Annotated in this window: 13 protein-coding genes and 1 pseudogene; 8 read left to right on the forward strand and 6 right to left on the reverse strand. The window is 72.9% G+C overall.

The genetic code is table 11. The annotated features are described in order from the left end of the window. Window positions 1–39: 39 nt before the first annotated feature. From BU198_RS34665 to BU198_RS34690, 6 genes are all read right to left on the reverse strand, one after another. Window positions 40–1275 carry a cytochrome P450 gene (locus BU198_RS34665; RefSeq protein ID WP_188300825.1) on the reverse strand — a complete coding sequence of 412 codons (1236 nt, stop codon included), beginning with the start codon at window positions 1273–1275 and terminating at the stop codon, window positions 40–42. Continuing rightward, window positions 1272–3242, reverse strand: coding sequence for a non-ribosomal peptide synthetase (locus BU198_RS34670; protein ID WP_223245348.1), 1971 nt, complete (start codon window positions 3240–3242; stop codon window positions 1272–1274). Before BU198_RS34670 ends, BU198_RS34665 begins: the two co-directional genes overlap by 4 nt. A 101-nt stretch (window positions 3243–3343) precedes the next feature. After that, complete coding sequence (locus BU198_RS34675) at window positions 3344–3688, reverse strand: nuclear transport factor 2 family protein (RefSeq protein ID WP_317620455.1); 345 nt, start codon at window positions 3686–3688, stop codon at window positions 3344–3346. A gap of 115 nt (window positions 3689–3803) precedes the next feature. Further along, the gene (locus tag BU198_RS34680; protein WP_188300827.1) at window positions 3804–6953 is read right to left on the reverse strand and encodes a non-ribosomal peptide synthetase; all 3150 of its coding nucleotides are present in this window, start codon (window positions 6951–6953) and stop codon (window positions 3804–3806) included. Beyond that, window positions 6950–10873, reverse strand: coding sequence for an amino acid adenylation domain-containing protein (locus tag BU198_RS34685; RefSeq protein WP_317620456.1), 3924 nt, complete (start codon window positions 10871–10873; stop codon window positions 6950–6952). Before BU198_RS34685 ends, BU198_RS34680 begins: the two co-directional genes overlap by 4 nt. 155 nt (window positions 10874–11028) lie before the next feature. Then, a complete protein-coding gene (locus tag BU198_RS34690) occupies window positions 11029–12756 on the reverse strand; it encodes a condensation domain-containing protein (protein ID WP_188300829.1) in 1728 nt (575 codons plus the stop codon). 437 nt (window positions 12757–13193) lie between these two features. Here BU198_RS34690 and BU198_RS34695 point away from each other — a divergent pair, with 437 nt between their 5' ends. The 8 genes and pseudogenes from BU198_RS34695 to BU198_RS34730 form a co-directional block, all read left to right on the forward strand. Beyond that, complete coding sequence (locus tag BU198_RS34695) at window positions 13194–14714, forward strand: AMP-binding protein (RefSeq protein ID WP_188300830.1); 1521 nt, start codon at window positions 13194–13196, stop codon at window positions 14712–14714. After that, window positions 14711–14974, forward strand: a complete 264-nt coding sequence (locus BU198_RS34700; RefSeq protein WP_188300831.1) for a phosphopantetheine-binding protein — start codon at window positions 14711–14713, stop codon at window positions 14972–14974. Before BU198_RS34695 ends, BU198_RS34700 begins: the two co-directional genes overlap by 4 nt. A gap of 2 nt (window positions 14975–14976) precedes the next feature. Then, window positions 14977–16023: an anthranilate phosphoribosyltransferase gene (locus BU198_RS34705; RefSeq protein ID WP_188300832.1), complete on the forward strand. Its 1047-nt coding sequence runs from the start codon at window positions 14977–14979 to the stop codon at window positions 16021–16023. Further along, window positions 16020–16823, forward strand: a complete 804-nt coding sequence (gene trpA / locus BU198_RS34710) for a tryptophan synthase subunit alpha (protein WP_188300833.1) — start codon at window positions 16020–16022, stop codon at window positions 16821–16823. The genes BU198_RS34705 and trpA overlap by 4 nt, the downstream gene beginning before the upstream one ends. Window positions 16824–16835: 12 nt before the next feature. Next, a complete protein-coding gene (locus BU198_RS34715; RefSeq protein WP_188300834.1) occupies window positions 16836–17210 on the forward strand; it encodes an ectoine synthase in 375 nt (124 codons plus the stop codon). A 12-nt stretch (window positions 17211–17222) separates the two neighbouring features. Beyond that, complete coding sequence (locus BU198_RS34720) at window positions 17223–18362, forward strand: acyl-CoA dehydrogenase family protein (RefSeq protein WP_188300835.1); 1140 nt, start codon at window positions 17223–17225, stop codon at window positions 18360–18362. Between the two features lie 6 nt (window positions 18363–18368). After that, on the forward strand, window positions 18369–19061 hold the full coding sequence (locus BU198_RS34725) for a phosphoribosylanthranilate isomerase (RefSeq protein ID WP_188300836.1): 693 nt from the start codon (window positions 18369–18371) through the stop codon (window positions 19059–19061). Window positions 19062–19108: 47 nt separating this feature from the next. Next, window positions 19109–19645 (forward strand): annotated as a pseudogene (locus BU198_RS34730) (indole-3-glycerol-phosphate synthase); the annotation flags it as partial. Between the last annotated feature and the right edge of the window lie 54 nt (window positions 19646–19699).

Consider the following 19699-nt stretch of genomic DNA (forward strand, 5'->3'; position numbering starts at 1 on the left):
TGAAGGCAGCCGCGGTGACAGCGGCCGTGGCGCCGGCTGCTACCGGGTCCGCGCGGTGATCGGCAGGTGCGTGAAGCCCGCGATGACGTTCGAGCGCATCCGCCGCGGCGCCCCGGCGAGCTCGAACCCGGTGAACCGGCCGAGCAGTTCGGCGAACAGGATCCGCAGGGCCACCCGTGCAACGGTGTGTCCGATGCAGTAGTGCGCGCCGACGCCGAAGGCGATGTGCTTGTTGGGCCGCCGTCGGATGTCGAAGGTGTACGGGTCGGCGAACACGCTCTCGTCGCGGTTGGCCGACGCCAGCCAGACGACGACCGCGTCCCCCGCGGGGATCGGCACGCCCCGGACCTCGACGTCGCGGGTGGCGTGGCGCATGAAGTGCTGGGTGGGCGACGCCCATCGCAGTGCCTCCTCCACGCCGCTGCCGAGCAGCTCCGGGTGGGCCGCCCAGTCGTCCAGGACCCCCGTCCCGGCCAGTTCGGCCATCGCCGCGACGGGTGGCTGGGCGGTGGTGACGGTCGCACCGAGCAGCAGGCTGTAGCAGTTGGACACGATCTCGCCCGGCGACAGCCGGCGTCCGTCCAGCTCCATCGTGAGCAGCACGCTGACCAGGTCGTCACCCGGTGCGCGCCGACGCTCGGTGACGAGGTCCTGGAAGTAGGCGAACAGTTCGCGGTGGGCGGTCACGAGGGTGGCCCGGGGTCCGTCGGCGAGCTGGAACTCCGGGTCGTCCGCGGCGATGCAGGCGTGGGCGAGCCGGACCAGCCGCGGCCAGTCCTGTGGCGGTAGCGCCATCATGGTGCCGATCACCGCCATCGGCAGGGTGGCCATGGCGGCGGCGAAGTCGTACGGGCCGCCGTCGGCCAGCGGCCGGAGCAGCTCGACGACGACCCGGCGGATGGCCTCCCGGTCGTTCTCCACCGTCTTGATCGACAGCGCCTGCTGCAGCGGGCCGCGCAGGTGCGCGTGCCGGGGCGGGTCGGTCGCGGCCATCTGGCGGCCGCCGGCGGGGTCGCCCTTGCCGAGGAGGTTGAGCAGGGTGCCTTGTTCGGAGGTGAACGTGGCGTGGTCGCGGAGGACCCGGTTGGCCTCGGCGTAGCCGACGATCGACCAGTAGCCGATGTCGCCGACCGGCTGCCAGCTCACCGGGGCTTCGCGGCGTAGCCGTCGCCACGCCTCGTGCGCCCCGCCCGCGTGGTAGAGGTCGGGGTCGATCAGGTCGACCGGCTGCGGGGCGAGGACCGGGCAGCGCGTGGTCGGGGGAACCGCCGTCATCGGGGCTGCTCCTCCCCCGCCGCGTGGGCCGGAACCCCTGCCGCGTCGGCCGGGCCCTGTGCCCCGTCGGCCGGGCCCTGTGCCCCGTCGGCCGGGCCCCCAACCGGGCCGTCCGTCGGGCCGTCCGGGCCCGACGTCCGCATCCGCGCGGTGAGGGCCGTCGCCAGCTCGGCGACGGTCGGCGACATGTACAGGGTCTGCGCGGGGAGGTCCACGTCGAACTCGCGCTGGGTGGCGACCAGGAGGTCGGTGGCCAGCAGGGAGTGTCCGCCGAGGTCGAAGAAGTCGTCGTCGACACCGACCGGTTCGATGCCGAGGACGTCGCCCCACAGGTCGGCCAGTCGCGTCTGCACCTCGGTGAGGGGCGGGACGAACTCGTTGGGCACGTTGCGCGGTACCCGGGTGGCGGTGGGCAGGGCCCGGCGGTCGATCTTGCCGTTGCGGTTCACCGGCAGCTCGGGACGGACGAGGATCGCCCAGGGGATCAGGTAGTCCGGCAGCCTGTCCCGTAGTTCGTGGCGCAGCCGCCGGCCGAGGTCGGCGTTGCTCTCCGGTCCGGATTCCGCGGGCACGACGTAGGCCAGCAGCCGGGTGCCGCCCGCCGGATCGGGCTGCGGCAGCACGACCGCGTGCCGCACGCCGGGGAGCCGTTCCAACTCGACCTCGACGGCGCGCGGTTCGGCGCGGTAGCCCTGGACCTTGACCTGGTCGTCCGCGCGTCCGACGAACTCCAGCGTGCCGTCCGGCAGCCAGCGCACGAGGTCGCCGGTCCGGTACATCCGGGCCCCCGGCTCGGTGCCGAACGGATCGGGCAGAAACCGTTCGGCGGTCGCGGCCGGGCGGCCCAGGTAGCCGCGGGCCAGGCCCGCCCCGGCCACGTACAGCTCCCCGCACTCGCCGACGGGCACCGGCCTGAGCCCGTCGTCGAGCACGGCGACCCTGGTGCCGCTGATCGGGCGGCCGATCGGCACGCTCCGCAGCTCCGGGAGGGTGCCGCTGGTCCAGCAGGTCGTGTACGTGGTGTTCTCGGTCGGTCCGTAGCCGTTGGTGAAGAGCAGCTCCGGGTGGCGGGCCAGCAGGTGCTGGACGTGGCCCGGCGAGGCCACGTCGCCCCCGGTGAGGACGTGCCGCACGTCGGTGAACGCCTCCGGGTGGGAGCTCACCATCTGGTGGAGGAGCCCGGTGGTCAGCAGCAGGACCGTCACGCGCTCGGCCCGGATGACGCGCGCCACGTGCTCCAGCGTGATGGCGACCGGAGGGAAGAGGACCAGTCGGCAGCCGTTGACCAGGGGGGCCCAGATCTCGAACGTGGACGCGTCGAACGCGACCGGCGCGAGGTGGAAGAAGACGTCCTCGGCCCGGACGTCCACCCAGTCCGCGCCCCGGACGAGCCGGTCGATCGCCCGGTGGGGCACGCCGACGCCCTTGGGCTCGCCGGTGGAGCCGGAGGTGTAGCTGACGTAGGCGAGCCGGTCCGGGTCGCCGGGGCGGACCGGTGCCGCCGGCCCGGTGGCCGGCTCCTGCGCCGGGCCTGCCTCCGTCACTGTGACGACGGTGCCGGGCAGCCGCCCCCGCCGGGCCTCCTCGGTGATCACCATGCCCGCGCCGGCGTCCTCGAGCAGCAGCGCGTGGCGGCCGGCCGGGTCGTCCGGTTCGAGCCCGAGGTAGGCCCCGCCCGCGATGAGGACGGCGAGCAGGGCCACGATCAGCTCCGGCGACCGGGGCACCAGCACGCCGACGACGTCCTCCTGCGCCAGTCCGGCCGCCCGCAGTCGCCCGGCGAGCCGGTTGGCGCGGTCGTTGAGCTGCTGGTAGGTCAGGGTCCGTCCGTCGCAGGTGACGGCGGGCGCGTGCGGGGCCCGCTCCGCCTGTTCGGCGACCAGCTCGTGGATCGCCCGGGCTTCGAACGGTGGCCGTCCGGTGCCGACGAACGCCGGGATCTCGGAGGTGAGGACCGTCTTGGTCAACTGCTTCCCGCTTTCCTGTGCTGAAGTGTCCCCGTCGGGGTTGAACACGCGACCGCGAGGGCGGTCGCCGCCGTGGCCGCCGGTGCCGCTGTGGCCGCGCCTCAGACCGCCGGCACGTGGAAGAAGGTGTCCCGCGCGGCGATGCGGCCCTGCGGCGTCATCCGGAAGAAGTCCGCGAACCGCAGCTCGACCTCGCCGCCGTCGTGCAGCACGCCGCGGAACAGGCCGTGCACCGCCACCTCGTCGTCGGTCGTGACCACGGTGGCCAGGGTGTGCACACCGGAGCGGATCACCCGCTGGTCGCGGTAGAAGCGTTCCAGTGCGGCGTGCCCGACCATGAGCGGGTATCCGGGGCGGTGGTAGCGGGCGTCCGGGGTGAACAGGGCGACCAGTGCGGGCACGTCGCCGGCGTCGACGAGCCGGTAGTACCGGCGGACCTGGGACACCCCCGGTGCCGGGGCCGTCGGGACTTCCGGTGTCGCGGGTGGTGCCGGGGTTTCGTCGGGTTGGGAAAGGGTGTGGACCATGCCGAAGGTGCTTCCTGTGATCGCCGTCAGTGGCTCAGAGTCGTGTACGTGGTGCGAGAACCGGTACGGCCGCGGCGTCCGGGGCTTCCTTGAGCGCTTCGACCAGGCGCGCCGGCGTGGGTGCCTCGAACAGGGCGCCGAGGGTGACGTCACGGCCGAACCGCACCCGCACCCGGTTGACCAGCCGGGTCGCGAGCAGGGAGTTGCCGCCCAGCGCGAAGAAGCCGTCGTCGACGCCCACCTCGGGCCGGCCGAGCACCTCGGCGAACAGCGCACACATCGTCCGCTCCGCCGGGGTGCGCGGGCCGGGCCCGGACGGTGCCGGTGCGGGGTCCGGGACGGGCAGCGCGGCCCGGTCGATCTTCCCTCTGGGCGTCAGGGGAAAGGCGTCGAGCGTGACGATCGCCGAGGGCACCATGTAGTCCGGCAGCGCCGCGGCGGCGTGCTCCCGCACCGAGGCCGGGTCGAGCCCCGGGGCCCCGGCCGGGACGACGTAGCCGATCAGACGCCTGCCGGGCGAGGCGCCCTGGCCGGCGACCACGGTCGCCTGGGCGACGGCGGGGTGCCCGGCCAGGACCGCCTCGATCTCGCCCAGCTCGATGCGGAAGCCGTGGAGTTTGACCTGCTCGTCCGCGCGGCCGAGGAACTCCAGCTCCCCCTCGGCGTTCCAGCGGACCACGTCGCCCGTGCGGTACATCCGCTCCCCCGGTTCGCCGAACGGGCACGGCACGAACTGGGAGGCCGTCCGACGGGGGTCGTTCAGGTACCCGCGTGCCACGCCCGCACCGGCGACGTACAGCACGCCGGCCACTCCCGGCGGCACCGGCGACAGCGCCTCGTCCAGGACGTACACCCGCCGGTTGTCCACCGGCCGGCCGAGGGGGACGACGTCGGGCACGGCCTCGCCGGGGCGGAGCACCCGACGCGTGGTGAACGTGGTGGCCTCGGTCGGGCCGTACCCGGCGACCACCACGGAGTCCGGGCACCGGGCCAGGACGCGCCGTACCGCGTCGGCCGGCACGATGTCGCCGCCGGTCCACACCTGGCCGACCCCGGCCAGCGTGCCGGGGGACTCCTCGGCGAACACCCGGAACAGCCCGGCCGTCAACCAGAGCGCGCCGACCCGGTGGTCGACGATGAGCCGGTGGAGGTCCGCGAGCGCCAGCTCGCCGGGCGGGGCCACGACCACCCGGCCGCCGTTGAGCAGCGGCACCCACCACTCGAAGGTGGACGCGTCGAAGGCGTGCGGGGAGTGCGCGAGGACCCGCGGGCCGTCCTCCTCACGCCAACAGCGCTGCGCGGTCAGGCTGATGACGTTGCGGTGGCTCAGGGCCACCCCCTTCGGCGTGCCCGTGGACCCCGAGGTGTACAGGACGCAGGCCAGGTGGTCCGGGCGCAGCGGTACGACGGGGTCGGTGGCCGGCTGGTCGGCGAGGCCGGGGTCGGCGTCGACGACGACACCCGGTGTGCCGAGGGACGGCGCGTGGTCCCGGGTCGCCTGGTGGGTGAGCAGCACCGCCGCCCCGGTGTCCTCCAGGACGCGGCGCAGGCGGGCCGTCGGGGCCCGGGTGTCCAGTGGCACGTAGGCACCGCCGGCCTTGCTGATCGCCAGGACCGACACCACCACGTCGACGGAGCGTTCCATGAGCACGGCCACCGTGCTGTCGCAGCGGACGCCGAGGGCGATGAGCCGGTGGGCCAGCCGGTTGGCCCGGGCGTTCAACTCCGTGTAGGACAGGGTGGTTTCCCCGCACACCACGGCGGGCGCGTCGGGCGTGCGCGCGACCTCGGCCGCGAAGGCCCGCGGCACCGTCGGGTGCGGCAGCGGCCGCGTGGTGCGGTTGGCGGCCTCGACGGTCCGGTGCCGTTCCTCGGGGGTGAGGAGGTCGGGCCGGCCGATCGGCCGGTCCGGGTCGGCGGCGGCCACCGCGTCCAGGAAGCGGAGGAACCGCTGCTGGTGGGCGGCGAGTTCGGCCTCGGAGTAGAGCGCGGGGTTCGCGTCGACGTCGAGCCGGGGCTCGGTGCCGTCGGAGCGGTCGTAGACGGAGAAGGAGAGGTCCTCGACCGGCCCGTTGGACAGGTTGTGCACGGTGGCCCGGACGCCCGCGAAGTCCAGGTGGTAGTAGAAGGACATGATGTTGACGACGGGCCCGAACAGGACCCGCTCCGACCTGGCCGGATCCAGCTCCCTGCGCAGGTCCTCGCTGCGGTGGCGCTGGTGCCGGCGCAGGGCTGCGACCTCCTCGGCCACCTGTCGCACGAGTGCGGACAGACCCTGTTCGGGGTGGACGCGCAGCCGCAGCGGCACCACGTTCGCCACCATGCCGGGCACGGCCGGCGCGGCGGAGCCGGTGCGCCCGGTCACCGGCATGCTGAGCACGATGTCCCGTTCGCCGCTGAGGCGGTGGAGGTACGCGGCGACCGTCGCGGTGAAGGCGGTGGGCCAGCTCGCCCCGGCGGGTCGCGCGGCCCGCCGCAGCGCGGCCAGGGTGGGCGCGCCGAGGCTGCCGGTACGGCGCAGGAAGCCGTCCGAGGCGGGCGCCGAGCGGCTGGCGAGGCTGACGGGATCCGGCCTTCCGGCGAGCCGGTCCGCCCAGAACTCCCGGTCCTGTCCGGGCTGTTCGGACGCGTGGTAGGCGGCGTCGTGCTCCAGCAGCAGGCTCAGCGGCCCGAAGGCCGGTCCTGCGCCGGCCCTGCCCTGGACCAGTCCGGTGTAGGTCTTGGCGACGCGGCGCGCGATGAGCGACATGCTGAAGCCGTCGACCACGATGTGGTGGACGCGCTGGTACCAGAGGAAGCGGTTCGGCGCGATGGTGAACAGGGCCTGGCGGAACAGCGGGTCCCGGGTGAGTCCGACCGGTGTGGACAGGTCTGCCCGCATCCAGCGCTCGGCCGCCCGCAGCGGATCCGGTGTCGACGTGAGGTCGACGTGGTGCATCGACCAGTCGGGCGACGCGGTGACGACCTGCCGGGGGCCCTCGGCACCGTCGGTGAGGCGGACGCGCAGGGACTCGGTCTCGTCCACCACCCGCCGCACGGCCGTCTCGAACAGCTCCGGGTCGATCGGCCCGGGGATGTCCACGTACTCACCGGTGTTGTAGGCGGGGCTGCCGGGGCGCAGGTGGTGGGCAAACCAGATGCCGGACTGTGCCGACGACAGCGGCAACTCGTGTCCGTCGCTCATCCGAGCTCCTCCAGGATGGCCGACAGCGCGTCGGCGAAGGCTGCGACGTGCGGCGGCGACAGCATGTCGTGATGGTTGCCGGGGACCTCGACCACGCTCAACGCCCCCCGGGTGCGGCCCTGCCACCGGGCGGGGACCACGACCGGGCCGCCGAGTTCGGGGTGGGTCTCGGCGCTCGTGAACAGGTGGATCGGCGTCCTCACCCGTGCCGTCGACCGGTAGCGCCGGGCGGCGGCCCCGTTGACGGTGAACACCCGTGCCATGCGCCGCAGTTGTTCGCTTCGCCCCCGCTCGGGAAGCCGCTCACGGGCGTGCGCGTCGTGGAGCAGCAGGGAGAGGGCCTCCTGCTCGTCGAGCTCGTGGAGGTCCCCGCCCGACCCGTCGGCGGCTCCACCGGTGGACGCGGGCGCTCCGACGTCGATGATCCCGAGGAATCCCGGGGGGTTCCCCTGCTCCTCCAGCAGACGGGCCATTTCGAAGGCGACCAGCCCGCCGAAGGACCAGCCGGCCAGCAGGTACGGACCGTCGGGCAGGACGGACCGCAGCTCCCGCAGGTAGCGCTGCGCCTGCTCCTCGACGGTGGCCAGGGGCGGCTCGTCGGTGTTGTAGCCGACGGCCTCCAGGCCGTGGACGGGCCGGGCGCCCACAGAGGATTCGGTGAGGTGCCCGGTCAGCTGTCCGGCCAGGTGCAGGAAGGAGCACACGTCCCCGCCCTGCGGGTGCACCAGGATCAGCGGCGCCCGGCGGCGGTCCCCTTCGGCCAGCGGAACGACCAGCCGGCGCAGGGCCCGCGACGCGTTGGGCAGTTCCGCGCACAGCCCCTCGACGGTGGGGTGACGGAACACCGTGTTCAGCGGCACGGTGACCTCCCACTCCCGCCGGATCGCCTCCACGAGCTCGACCGCCCTGAGGGAGTGGCCGCCCAGTGCGAAGAAGTCGTCCCGGACGCCGACCCGCGGGGTGCCCAGCACGCGCTCCCAGATCCTGGTCATCAGGAGTTCCGGCAGGTCCCGCGGCGGGAGCGCACCGGCCTCGTGGCCGTGGCGGGCGGGCGCGGGCAGGGCCGCGCGGTCCACCTTGCCGTTCGTGGTCAACGGGATCCGGTCGAGCGCGGTCAGCGTCGTGGGCACCATGTACCCGGGCAGGGTCTCGCGCAGGGAGCGCCGCACGGCCGCCAGGTCACCGGGCCGGTCCTGCCACACCAGGTAGCCGGCCAGTTCGGCGTCCGTCCCGCCGCCCCGCACCGTCACCGCGGCCCTGGCGATACCCGGCTGCGCGCACAGCGCGGCCTCGATCTCGCCCAGCTCGATGCGGTACCCCCGGATCTTCACCTGCTCGTCGGTGCGGCCGAGGAAGACCAGGCTGCCGTCCGGCAGGTACCGGGCCAGGTCGCCGGTCCGGTACAGCCGGCCGCCGGCCGCGCCGAACGGGTCGGGCACGAAGCGCTCGGCGGTCAGCCCCGGCCGGTTGGCGTACCCGCGGGTGACGCCGACCCCACCGATGTGGATCTCCCCCGGGACGCCGACGGGCACCGGGGCGCCGGCCGGGTCCAGCAGGTAGATCCGGAGGTTGCCGAGCGGCCGGCCGATCGGAACGGACCCTCCCGGCCGGGCCAGGTCCCGGTCGGCGTCCACCCGCCGGGTGACACAGCCGACGGACGCCTCGGTGGGGCCGTAGCCGTTCCACAGCGTGGAGACCCGGTCGAGGAGCCGCCGGGCCAGGGCGGGCTGGAGCGGTTCGCCCACGCAGATCGCCTGGAACCGGCCGCCCTGCCAGCCGCCGTCCAGCAGCAGGAGCCAGGTGGCCGGGGTGGCCATGAGCGTGGTGACGCCGAACTCGCGCATCATCTCCGTCAGGCGCGGGCCGTCGACCGCGACCTCCGACGGGGCGATCACCACGCCGGCGCCCCAGGCCAGCGGCATGAGCACCTGGGGGACGATGACGTCGAAGGAGATCGAGGCCACCGAGGCGACGACGTCGGCCCCGCCGAGGTCCAGCTGCCGGCCTCGGACCACCAGGTAGTTGACCACGCCCTCGTGCGGGACCAGCACGGCCTTGGGACGGCCGGTCGAACCGGAGGTGTAGATCGAGTACGCCAGGTTGGCGGGCGTCGCGAGCGGCGGCAGCCCGTCCTCGGGCAGGGCCGCGACGAGCGGGGCGTCGGCGTCCAGCCACACCGTCTCGGCACCGTGTCGCGGCAGCCGGTCGGCCAGGGAGCGCTGGGTGAGCAGCAGCGGCACGTCGGCGTCGGCGAGCATGAACGACATGCGCTGGGCCGGGAGGTCCGGGTCCAGCGGCAGGTAGGCGGCGCCCGACTTGAGGACGGCCAGCAGGGCCACGACCAGGTCCGCCGAGCGCGGCAGGCAGACGCCGACCAGGCGTTCCGGCCGTGCCCCCCTGGCTCGCAGGTGTCGGGCCAGCCGGTTGGCCCGTCGGTCGAGTTCCCGGTAGGTCAGCCGCTCGGTTCCGCAGCGGACCGCCACCGCGTCGGGGGTCAGCCGGGCCTGCTCCTCGACCAGCTCGTGCACGCAGACGTCGGTGGGGAAGGGTTCGTCGGTGGCGTTGGCGGTCACCAGCAGCACCTCGCGCTCGGCCTCGGTGAGCAGGTCCAGGCGCGAGACGGGACGGTCGGGGTCGCCGGCCGCGGCGTCCAGCAGCCGGAGGTAGTGGCCGACCAGGCGCTCGACGCTCGCGCGGTCGAACAGACCGGTGTCGAAGGCCACGGTCCCGGTCGTGCCGGCAGCCCCGGCCGTGCCGCTCGGCCGGTCGGCTATCACCAGGCTGAGGTCGACCTTGGCCGTGCCGTTGTCGACCTCCATCTGTTCCACCTCCGTCCCCAGCAGGCGGAGGGAGGCGGTCGGGTCGGACAGGCCGGCGACCATCACCTGGAACAGCGGGTTGCGGTCGAGGCCGCGGGCCGGCCGCAGCTCCTGCACCAGCCGCTCGAACGGCACGTCCTGGTGCGCGTAGGCGTCCAGGGCGGTCCGGCGGACCCGGTCGAGCAGTTCGGCGAAGCCCGGGTCGTCCGCGAGGTCGGTGCGGAGGACCACGGTGTTGATGAACGAGCCCACCAGCGGGTCGAGTTCCGGACGGGTGCGGCCTGCGACCGGCGTGCCGACCGCCACGTCGGACTGCCCGCTGTAGCGGGCGAGCAGGGCCTGGAACCCGGCGAGCAGCGTCATGAACATCGTCGCACCGTGCCGCCGGCCCAGCAGCCGCAACCGCTCGGCCAGTTCCTCGGGCACCGTGAAGGTGATCCGCTCGCCCCGGCCCGCGCGGACCGGTCCGCGCGGCCGGTCGGTGGGCAGGTCCAGCGGCGAAAGCCCCGACAACTGTGCGCTCCAGTAGTCGAGTTGGCGCTGCAGGCGTTCGCCGGAGAGCCAGGCCCGCTGCCAGTGGGCGAAGTCCGCGTACTGGATCCGCGCGGGCGGCAGCCCGTGCTCGCGGCCTTCCAGCCGGCTCCGGTACATCGCCGACAGGTCGTCCCACAGCAGCGGCATCGACCAGCCGTCGACCGCGATGTGGTGGACGACCACCACCAGGACGTGTTCGTCCTCGTCAACCCGCAGCAGCGACGCGCGCAGCAGCGGGGCTGCTGCCAGGTCGAACGGGCGCAGGATCTCGGAGTGGACGAGGTCGAGGGCCAGCCGCGTCCGGCGTTCCGCGGGCTCGGCCCGGAGGTCCGTGACGGGCAGGTCGATCGGCCGGGCCGGCTCGACCGAGGGAACGGGGCGCCCGTCCACCTCGGGGAAGGCGGTCCGCAGCACTTCGTGGCGCCGTACCAGCTCGGTGAGGCTGTGGCCGAGGGCGGCCACGTCCAGCGGGCCGCGCAGCCGGAAGACCTCGTGGACGTTGTACATCGCCGGGCCGTCGGACAGCCGCTCGATCAGCCACATGCGTTCCTGGGTGAACGACGTCACCCGCTCACCCTCCGGGCGGGGTGGGACCGCGGCCTCCGGCTCGCCCTCGGCGGCCCTGTTCCGGGCCGCGCGGACGCGTTGATCGAGCAGGGCCCGCGTACCGGTCTGCGTGGAACCGGTCGGCCGGCCGGGCTCGGGGCGACTGTGCTGTGCCTTCACGGGTGACGGGCCTTTCCGACAGGAAGCGGTTCCGCCTCGGCGGCGCCGAGGTCCGCCAGCAGCGCCGCGTCGATGCCGTCGGCGAGTTCGGCGACGGTCGGGTGGTAGAAGAGCAGGACGACCGGCAGTTCGAGGTCGAGTGCCCGGCCGAGTCGGGACATGACCTTCGAGGCGAGGAGCGAGTGGCCGCCCAGCTCGAAGAAGTCGCTGTGCACGCCGTCCGGGGTGACTCCGAGCACCTCGGCCCAGGTCTCCAGCACGAGGAGTTCGGTCTCGGTCTCGGCGGCGGGAGCGCCGGCCTGGTCGGCATCGGGCCGCGGGGCCGCGGGGTGCACGGTGGGAGCAGCCGGAGAGGCGGGAGCGGCGGGGCTCACACGGAGGCCGGGAGGGGTCTCCCAGGCCGATATCGGCCGTTCGGGAGCGCCGACGAGATGGCCGAGCAGCGCCGTGAAGCCCTCGGCGAGCCGCCGCACCGTGTCACGCTCGAAGAGGTCGGCGGCGTAGCGGATGACGCCGGTGAGGCGATCGCCGAGGTCCGTCAGGGAGACCTCGATGTCGAACTTCGCCACCTCGTTCGGTATCTGATGGACACTCACTTCCATGCCGGGAAGGCCGGACGGGAGCGGGGGCGGATCCTCCAGCTGGAACATGACGGTGAACAGCGGGTGTTGGCCGAGATCGCGTTCGGGCCGCAGCTCCTGCACCAGCTGCTCGAAGGGGACGTCCTGGTGGGCGTAGGCCTCCACCGCGCACCGCCGCACCCGGGCGAGCACGTCGGTGAAGCCGGGGTCGCCCGACAGGTCGGTGCGCAGGACGAGCGTGTTGACGAAGAAGCCGACCAGCGGCTCCACCTCGATCCGGGTCCGCCCGGAGATCGGGGTGCCCACCGTCACGTCGGCCCGTCCCGTGCAGCGCGCGAGCAGGACCTGGAAGGCGGCCAGCAGCGTCATGAACGGCGTCACCTCGTGGGCGCGCCCCAGGGCGCGGACCCGGTCGGCGAGTTCCGTGGGGATCTCGATCTCGACCTGGTCGCCCCGACCCGACCACACCGCGGGGCGCGTCCGGTCCGTCGGGAGAGCCGACGGGGTCAGGTCGGACAAGTGCTCGCGCCAGTAAGCGAGTTGGCCTTGTAATGTCGTTCCGGCCTGGTGGCTCCGCTGCCAGGCCGCGAAGTCGGCGTACTGGACGGGCAGGTCCGGCAGGGCGATCGGCCGACCGTCGGCGGCGGCGCCGTACCCGGCGGAGAACTCCTGCCACAGCACCGGCAGCGACCAGCCGTCACAGGCGATGTGGTGGATCACCAGAACCAGCAGGTGTTCGTCGGTCGCGATGTGGATCAGTCGGGCCCGCAGCATCGGGGCGGTCCCGAGGTCGAAGGGGGTCGCCAGATCGGCGGCCACCAGCTCCCGGGCCCGCTGCCAGGCCTGCTCCGCCGGGGTGTGCGTCAGATCGGTGATCGTCGGCACGAAGGTCTCGACCGGCTCCGTGACGTGGCACGGGCCGTCCTCGGAGTCGACGATCCTGCCGCGCAACACCTCGTGGCGCCGCACGACTTCGGTCAGCGCCCGGACGAGCGCCTCCTGGTCCAGCCGGCCACGCAGGCGGACCGCGGTCGGGACGTTGTGGTCCGGCCGGCCCGGCCGCAGCCGGTCGAGGAACCACAGCCGTTGCTGGGCGAAGGACAGTGGGGTCGGAGCGTACGCGCTCCGATCGGAGCCAGGCATGACGGATCCACCTTTCACGGCGATCGGGACCGCATAAGCGTCCCGGAAATCCCCTCGCCGATTCGCTGATTCGCGAACAGTACGGCGGATACTAGGCAGCTCCCGTCTCACTCCGCAAGACGGAGAAGAGGGTCGAAGGCGTCAGGACAATCTTTACGCCAGACCACGGTAATCCTTATGCGGATTGAACACGCTCGACGGCTAGCATCTGCGCGGCCGGCCGCGGGACCCGCTCTGACGTGCCGTCATGATGCCGATCGAGCACCCCACTTCCGTGGACGGGCACCACGTGATAATTCTTCTTTCGCCGGGAAGGCGGCCGGATGGGCCCCCTTTCGTGTCGGCCCTCCATTGTCCCGAATGAGATCGGTGAACCCGTTGCATGAACTCATCCGTTGTCTATGGAGCCCACCCTGTTGCGTGAACTCGGAGAAGTCATGACGCAGCAGCAGAACCTGGTGGGTTCATTCGTCTCGCACGCCGTCGACCACCCCGGCGATCCGGCCCTGGTATGGCACGGGGAAGAGACGACCTACCGTGAACTCCACCGGCTGGCCGAGCGGGAGCGCCTGCGGATCGCCCGGCTCGCCCCGGACGAGGACGAGCCGATCGGCATCCCGGCCGCCAAGTCGCCCTCGACGATCGCCCTGGTGCTCGCCTGCCTGCTGGAAGGGCGGCGCTTCCTGCTGCTGCCGGCGCCCACGCCGGAGGGGAGAGCCTCCCACGCGTCGGCCGAGCGGGCCGGAATCCGGCACGTCCTGTCGCCGGAGGGCCCCCGGGCTCCCGGCCCCGGGCCGGAGGCCCCCGACCGGCGGGCGGAGCCGATGGCGCCGCGCGCCACGGATCCCGGCGACGTCTCCTTCATGTTCACCACCTCCGGTTCCACCGGGCGGCCGAAGATCGTGCCACTGAGCACGGGGGCGGTGGACCGCTTCACCACCTGGGCCGGCGAGCGGTTCGGCATCCGTCGTGGGACGACGGTCCTCAACTACGCCCCGCTCACCTTCGACCTGTGCCTGCTGGACGTCTGGACCACGCTCAAGTACGGCGGTCGCGTCGTCCTGGTCGATCCGGCCCGGGCCACCCACCCGGGCCACCTGCTGGACCTCGTGGACCGCCACGCGGTCCAACTCGTCCAGGCGGTACCGATGTTCTACCAACTGCTGGTCGGCGCGACCGCGGAGAACGGCCGGCGGCTCGACACCGTCGAGCACGTCGTCTTCACCGGCGACAGCCTGCCCGCCCGCTGCCTGGCCGAGCTTCCGCGCCTGTTCCCCGGCGCGCGGCTCCACAACGTCTACGGCTGCACCGAGACCAACGACAGCTTCCTGCACGAGGTCGACGGCACCGAGCCGGCGGACGGCCCGGTGCCGATCGGACGTCCGCTGCCCGGCGTCCACGCGGTGATCGTCGGCGCCGACGGCGGGATCGTGACCGGGCCGGGCACCGGCGAACTCCACGTCGCGACGCCCTTTCAGACCGACGGCTACCTGGACCGGGCCCAGGACGCGGACAGGTTCGCGACCCACCACCACGACGGGGAGACGCGGCGCTACTTCCGCAGCGGCGACCTCGTCCGGCGGGACCGGGACGGCCGCATCACCCTGGAAGGCCGGAACGACCACCAGGTCAAGGTCCGCGGCACCCGGGTCAACACCCACGAGGTCGAACAGGTGCTGCTCGACCATCCCGAGGTCGTCGAGGCGGCCGTGGTGGCCGTACCCGACCCGGTGGCCGGCCGCCTGCTGCGGAGCGTGGTCCGCCGCGCCCCGGACAGCCGGCTGAACTCGCTGGCGCTGCGCCGGCACTGCGCACAACGCCTCCCGCTCACCGCCGTCCCCTCGACCCTGCAGATCGTGGACGACCCGCTGCCCAGGACGTCCACCGGAAAGATCGACCGCGCGCCCGTCGAGCGCGTCTGCTCCCCGTCCCAGCCCACCGAAGGAACGGCCCCGTGAACCACGCCGCGGTAGTCACCCAGTTCATCATCGAGGAGTTCCTGCCCGACGTCGGCGCGAACGAGCTGGACTCCGACTACGACCTCGTGGACGGCGGGGTCATCGACAGCCTCGGTCTGCTCAAGACGATCGCCTGGCTGGAGGACCGCTTCGACGTGCGCGTCGAGGAGTTCGACCTCGACCCGGACAGCTTCCGCTCCGTCGGCTCGATCAGCAGGTTCATCGACCAGGCCCAGCCGCACCGGACGGACGCCCCCTAGTCATGCACAAGGTGCTGCGAGCGCTGATCCGCCGGGACCGCGCCGTCGACCAGGAGCTGTGGGGGTCCTTCTGGGACCAGCTGCGTGACGGCGCCCTCCGGCCCGGCGAGTCGGTGGCACTGCTGTCCTCGCTGTCCACCCGGATGCCCGACCAGGACACGCTGGTCGCGATGCTCCGCTCGCTGGACGAACGACGGCCGGCCGTCACCGCGCGGCTGGACGGCACGGCCAACATCGTCGGCACCGGAGGCGGGCCGGCCACGTTCAACATCTCCACCGCGGCGGCCTTCCTCGCCGCCGCCATGGGCGTCCGCGTCGTCAAGACGGGATCCCGCGCCTACACGAGCACCTGCGGCTCCCATGACCTGCTCGACCGTCTCGGCGTCGGAAGGACCGCCTCGTACGAGCGGACCGAGGCCCAGCTGGAACGATTCGGCATCGCCTTCCCGGGGAACTTCGTCTACCCGCGGGAGGTGGCGCTGCTGGCCCGGAGCATCGTGCCGATGGACCTGCGGATGATCGGCGGGTTCATCAACTCCGTCGGCCCCTTCCTGGCCGCGGTGCCGGTCTCCGCCCAGCTCGTCGGCGTCTCGGACCGTTCGATGCTGCCGGCGCTGGGCCAGGTCGCCGCCACCGTCGCCGACCGGAGGATCTGGCTGTGCTCCAACGAGCTGGGAATCGACGAGCTCGTCGGCTCCGTCGACAACCTCGTCCTCACCAATGACGGCACCGACGCGATCCGGCTGCCGGCCGAGGCTGCCGGCTCCGGCCCCAGAACCGCGACCGCGACCGCGACCGGCACGATCGCCGACCTACGGCCGGCCGCAGAAGGGGAGGACGTGGTCGACCACTTCCTCGGCGTGCTCTCCGGAGCGGGCAAGGCGCTCGCCACGCGGACCGTCTGTCTGAACGCCGCCGCACTGGCCGTCGCGAGCGGGCTGATCGACGGGTGGCCGGAGGCGATCCAGGCGGCCGACGACGCCCTCCGCGGCGGCGCCGCCCGCGACCTCGTCGACCGCCTCCGCGCCCGACCGGCGCGTGCGCGGTGAGCGGGTTCTTCGCCCGCCGGCCACCGGACCGGCCCGGCCTGGCGGTGTTCCTCAACGCCGGGGATCCACCGCTGCCCGTCCTGGCCGACGTCATGCGGATGCTCGACGACTGCCAGGTGGACTGCCTGGAGCTGGCGGTGCCCTTTCCGGACTCGGTCACCGACGGGCCCGTCATCCGCCGGTCGGCACAGCGGGCCCTGGCCGACGGCGTCGGACTCGACGAGGTGCTCGACTTCCTCGGCGGGGTCCTGCCCCGGCTGCGCCACCTGCGGGTGGCACTGCTGGCCGACTGGAGCCACACGGTCAGGGACCTGACCGTGCCGGGCTTCGTCCGGCGGGTCGCCGACGCCGGCGTCCACGGGCTGCTGGTGCACGGCCTGCCGCCGCGGCTACGGGCCGACTGCCTCGAAGCGGTGCGGGAGGCGGGGCTGCCCCTGGTCGCCACCTGCTACGCCGCGTCGGCGCCCGAGGTGAAGGCCGCCGCCGCCGAGTGCGCCACCGCGTACCTGTACCTGGTGGCCCACTACGGCCGCAGCGGCGGCGGGCTCACGGCCGACCACCAGGAGCTGGCCGCCGCGCTGACCGCACTGCGGACGAGGACCGTCGTACCGATCGCCGTCGGGTTCGGCGTCCGCTCCAGGGCGGACATCGACCTGCTGCACGGCCTCGGCGCCGACGCCGCGGTCGTGGGCAGCGCCGGGGTCGCCCGAATCGAGCACGCCCTCGCCGAAGGGGCCGACGTGGTCGAGGAGTTCCACACCTTCGTTCAGAACGTCTCGCCGTATCCGACAAGCCGCTAGGAGGCACACCCGATGATCGTCCGACACCTTGCCGAGGTGAAGACCGTGGACTGGGGCAACGGGCTCAGCCGCAGGTTCCTTCTCGAATCCGACGGCCTGGGCTACACGATGACGGACACCACCGTCCGCGCCGGCACCAAGTCGCGGCTGGAGTACCGCCATCACCTGGAGGCGTGCTACTGCATCGAGGGAAAGGGCGAGGTCGTGGACACCGACGGCACGTCCCACCCGCTCGAACCGGGCACCCTGTACGCCCTCGACCGGAACGACGCCCACTTCCTGATCGCGAGCCCGGACGAGGACCTCCGGCTGGTGTGCGTGTTCTCGCCCGCGTTGCGCGGCGACGAACGCCACGACCTGGACTCGGCCGACTTCTCCGAATACTGACAGGACTGACAGATGATCAGGTGGAACGCCGACCAGATCGCCCTGGGCGAGGGGATCGCCCAGTGGTGCGAGGAGCTCAGCTCCGGCCACCTCGAAGGGGACGCCGAAGGAGCCTTCCCGTGGGACAAGTGGAAGCTGATCCAGAGGTCCGGAATCCTCGGCCTGCCGTTCGACGAGCAGTGGGGCGGGCTGGGCCAGGACCTGCTCACCACCATGCACGTGCTCGAACGACTCGGCACCGGGTGCCGTGACGGCGGACTGAACTTCTCGGTCGCCACCCACCTGGTCGGCGTCGGAGTCCCACTGCAACGGTTCGGCTCGCCGGAGCTCAAGGCGCGCCACCTGCCGGGGATCTGCTCGGGAGAGACGATCGGGGCGCACGCGATCAGCGAGACCGAGAGCGGCTCCGACGCGCTCGCGATGAGGACCACGGCCACCCGCGAGGGCGACGGCTTCGTCCTGCGGGGCGGCAAGTCCTTCATCACCAACGGCCCGGTGGCCGACGTGTTCGTGGTGTACGCGCGCACCCACCCGAGCAGCGGCCCGCTCAGCATCACCGCCTTCGTCGTGGAGCGGGACACCCCGGGCCTCGTCATCGGGCCACCCGTCGCCACCATGGGGCTGCGGACCGCGCCGCTGAGCGAACTGCACTTCGACGACTGCAGGATCCCCGCGTCCGCCGTGATCGGCCGGATCGGATCCGGTTTCCTGGTCCTGGACCACGTGATGAAGTGGGAGATCCTCTGCTCCTTCGTCATCAGCACCGGACAGATGCGGTACCGGCTCGACCGCTGCGTCGAGTACGCCAAGGGACGCGTCCAGTTCGGCAGTCCGATCGGCTCGTACCAGTCGATCTCCCACAAGCTCGTGGAGATGAGCATCGGCCTGGACACCGCGCGGAAGTGGCTCTACGACACGGCGGTCCGGCTGACGGCGGGCGAGAACGTCACGAGGGACATCGCCGTCAGCAAGCTCCTCGCCAGCGAGAGCAACCTCTCCTCCGCGCTGGCCGCCGTGCAGATCTTCGGCGGCAGCGGCTACCTGGCCGAGTACGGGCTGGAGAAGGACCTGCGCGACGCGGTCGCCGGCCCGATCTACTCGGGCACGTCGGAGATCCAACGCAACCGCGTCGCCGCCATGTTGGGGCTGTGACGCCTGATGCTGGTCAAGATCTGCGGAGCCGCCTCGGCCGAGGACGTGGCATCGCTCGACCGGGCCGGAGCCGACCTCGTCGGCCTGTGGCACGGCGTTCCAGGTGGCCGTGCCGAACTGACGCTCCGTCATCTCACGCTGATCGCGGACGCCGTACACCGAACGGCGCGACTGCGTCCGGTCCTCGTGACCTTCCTCAACGACGCCGAGGCGCTTCGCGCGGCGACGGCCGCGGGGCGGGTGCCGTGGGTCCAACTGCACGGCTACCAGCCGCCGGGACTGGTCCGCGCCCTGAAGAGCACCACGGACCTCACCGTGGTCAAGGTGCTGCACCTCGGTACGGACACCCGCGCGGAGCGGTCCCTGATCGCGGCCTACGAGCGGGCGGGAACGGACTTCTTCCTGCTGGACGCGGTGGCCGCGGACGGCCGGATCGGCAGTACCGGGCAACCCGCCGACTGCGAGGCCGTCCTCGGGATCGCCGACCGCCTCTCACGCCCCTTCCTGCTGGCCGGCGGCGTCTCGGCCGACAACCGGGAGGACTACCGGGCGGTGGTGGACCACCCCCTGTTCCTGGGCATCGACGTGGACACCGCGGCCAGGGACCCCGACGGACGGCTGAGCACCGACCGGATCACGACCGTGCGGCACGGCTGGCGGGTGCCGGACGGCGCCGGGGCGGCCGGAGGGCCCGGATGACGGCCGCGTTCATCGAGGCGCTGCTGGACGCCAGCCGACCGGTGATCATGGAGCTCAAGCGCCAGGACTCCGCCGGGCACGACCTGTTCGGTGGCAGGTCCGCCGCCCGGCTGGTCGCCGACTACCGGGACGTCGGCGCCCCCTGCCTGTCCGTGGTGACCGGGCGGTGGTTCGGCGGCACCCCGGAGCTGCTGCGCGAGGTCATGGAAGCGACGGACCTGCCCGTACTGCAGAAGGACTTCATCACCCGCCGCAGCCAACTGCACCAGGCCCGCGAGAGCGGCGCGTCCGCGGTCCTGCTGACCGCCGCGCTGCTGCCGCGCGCCACCCTGGGCCACCTGGTCGAGTTCGGCCTGCGCCTGGGCCTGACGCCGTTCGTCGAGGTCACCACCGAGGAGGAGATCAGCCGCGTGCCACGCGCCGAGGAGTGCGTGGTCGCGGTGAACAACAAGGACATCGCCAACCGCGAGCGCGGCGCGGGCGACCTCGGACGGAGCTCGTCACTCCTGCCCGCGGTGCTGAGCAGCGGCACCCGGTGCCCGGTGAGCGCCGGGGCCATCCGCTCCCCCGACGATGCCGCCCGTCTCGTCGAGGAGGGCTTCGCCGGTGTGCTCATCGGGACGGGCCTGCTGCGCACC

Source organism: Streptomyces sp. CBMA156 (assembly GCF_014596515.1).
Taxonomy (GTDB): domain Bacteria; phylum Actinomycetota; class Actinomycetes; order Streptomycetales; family Streptomycetaceae; genus Kitasatospora.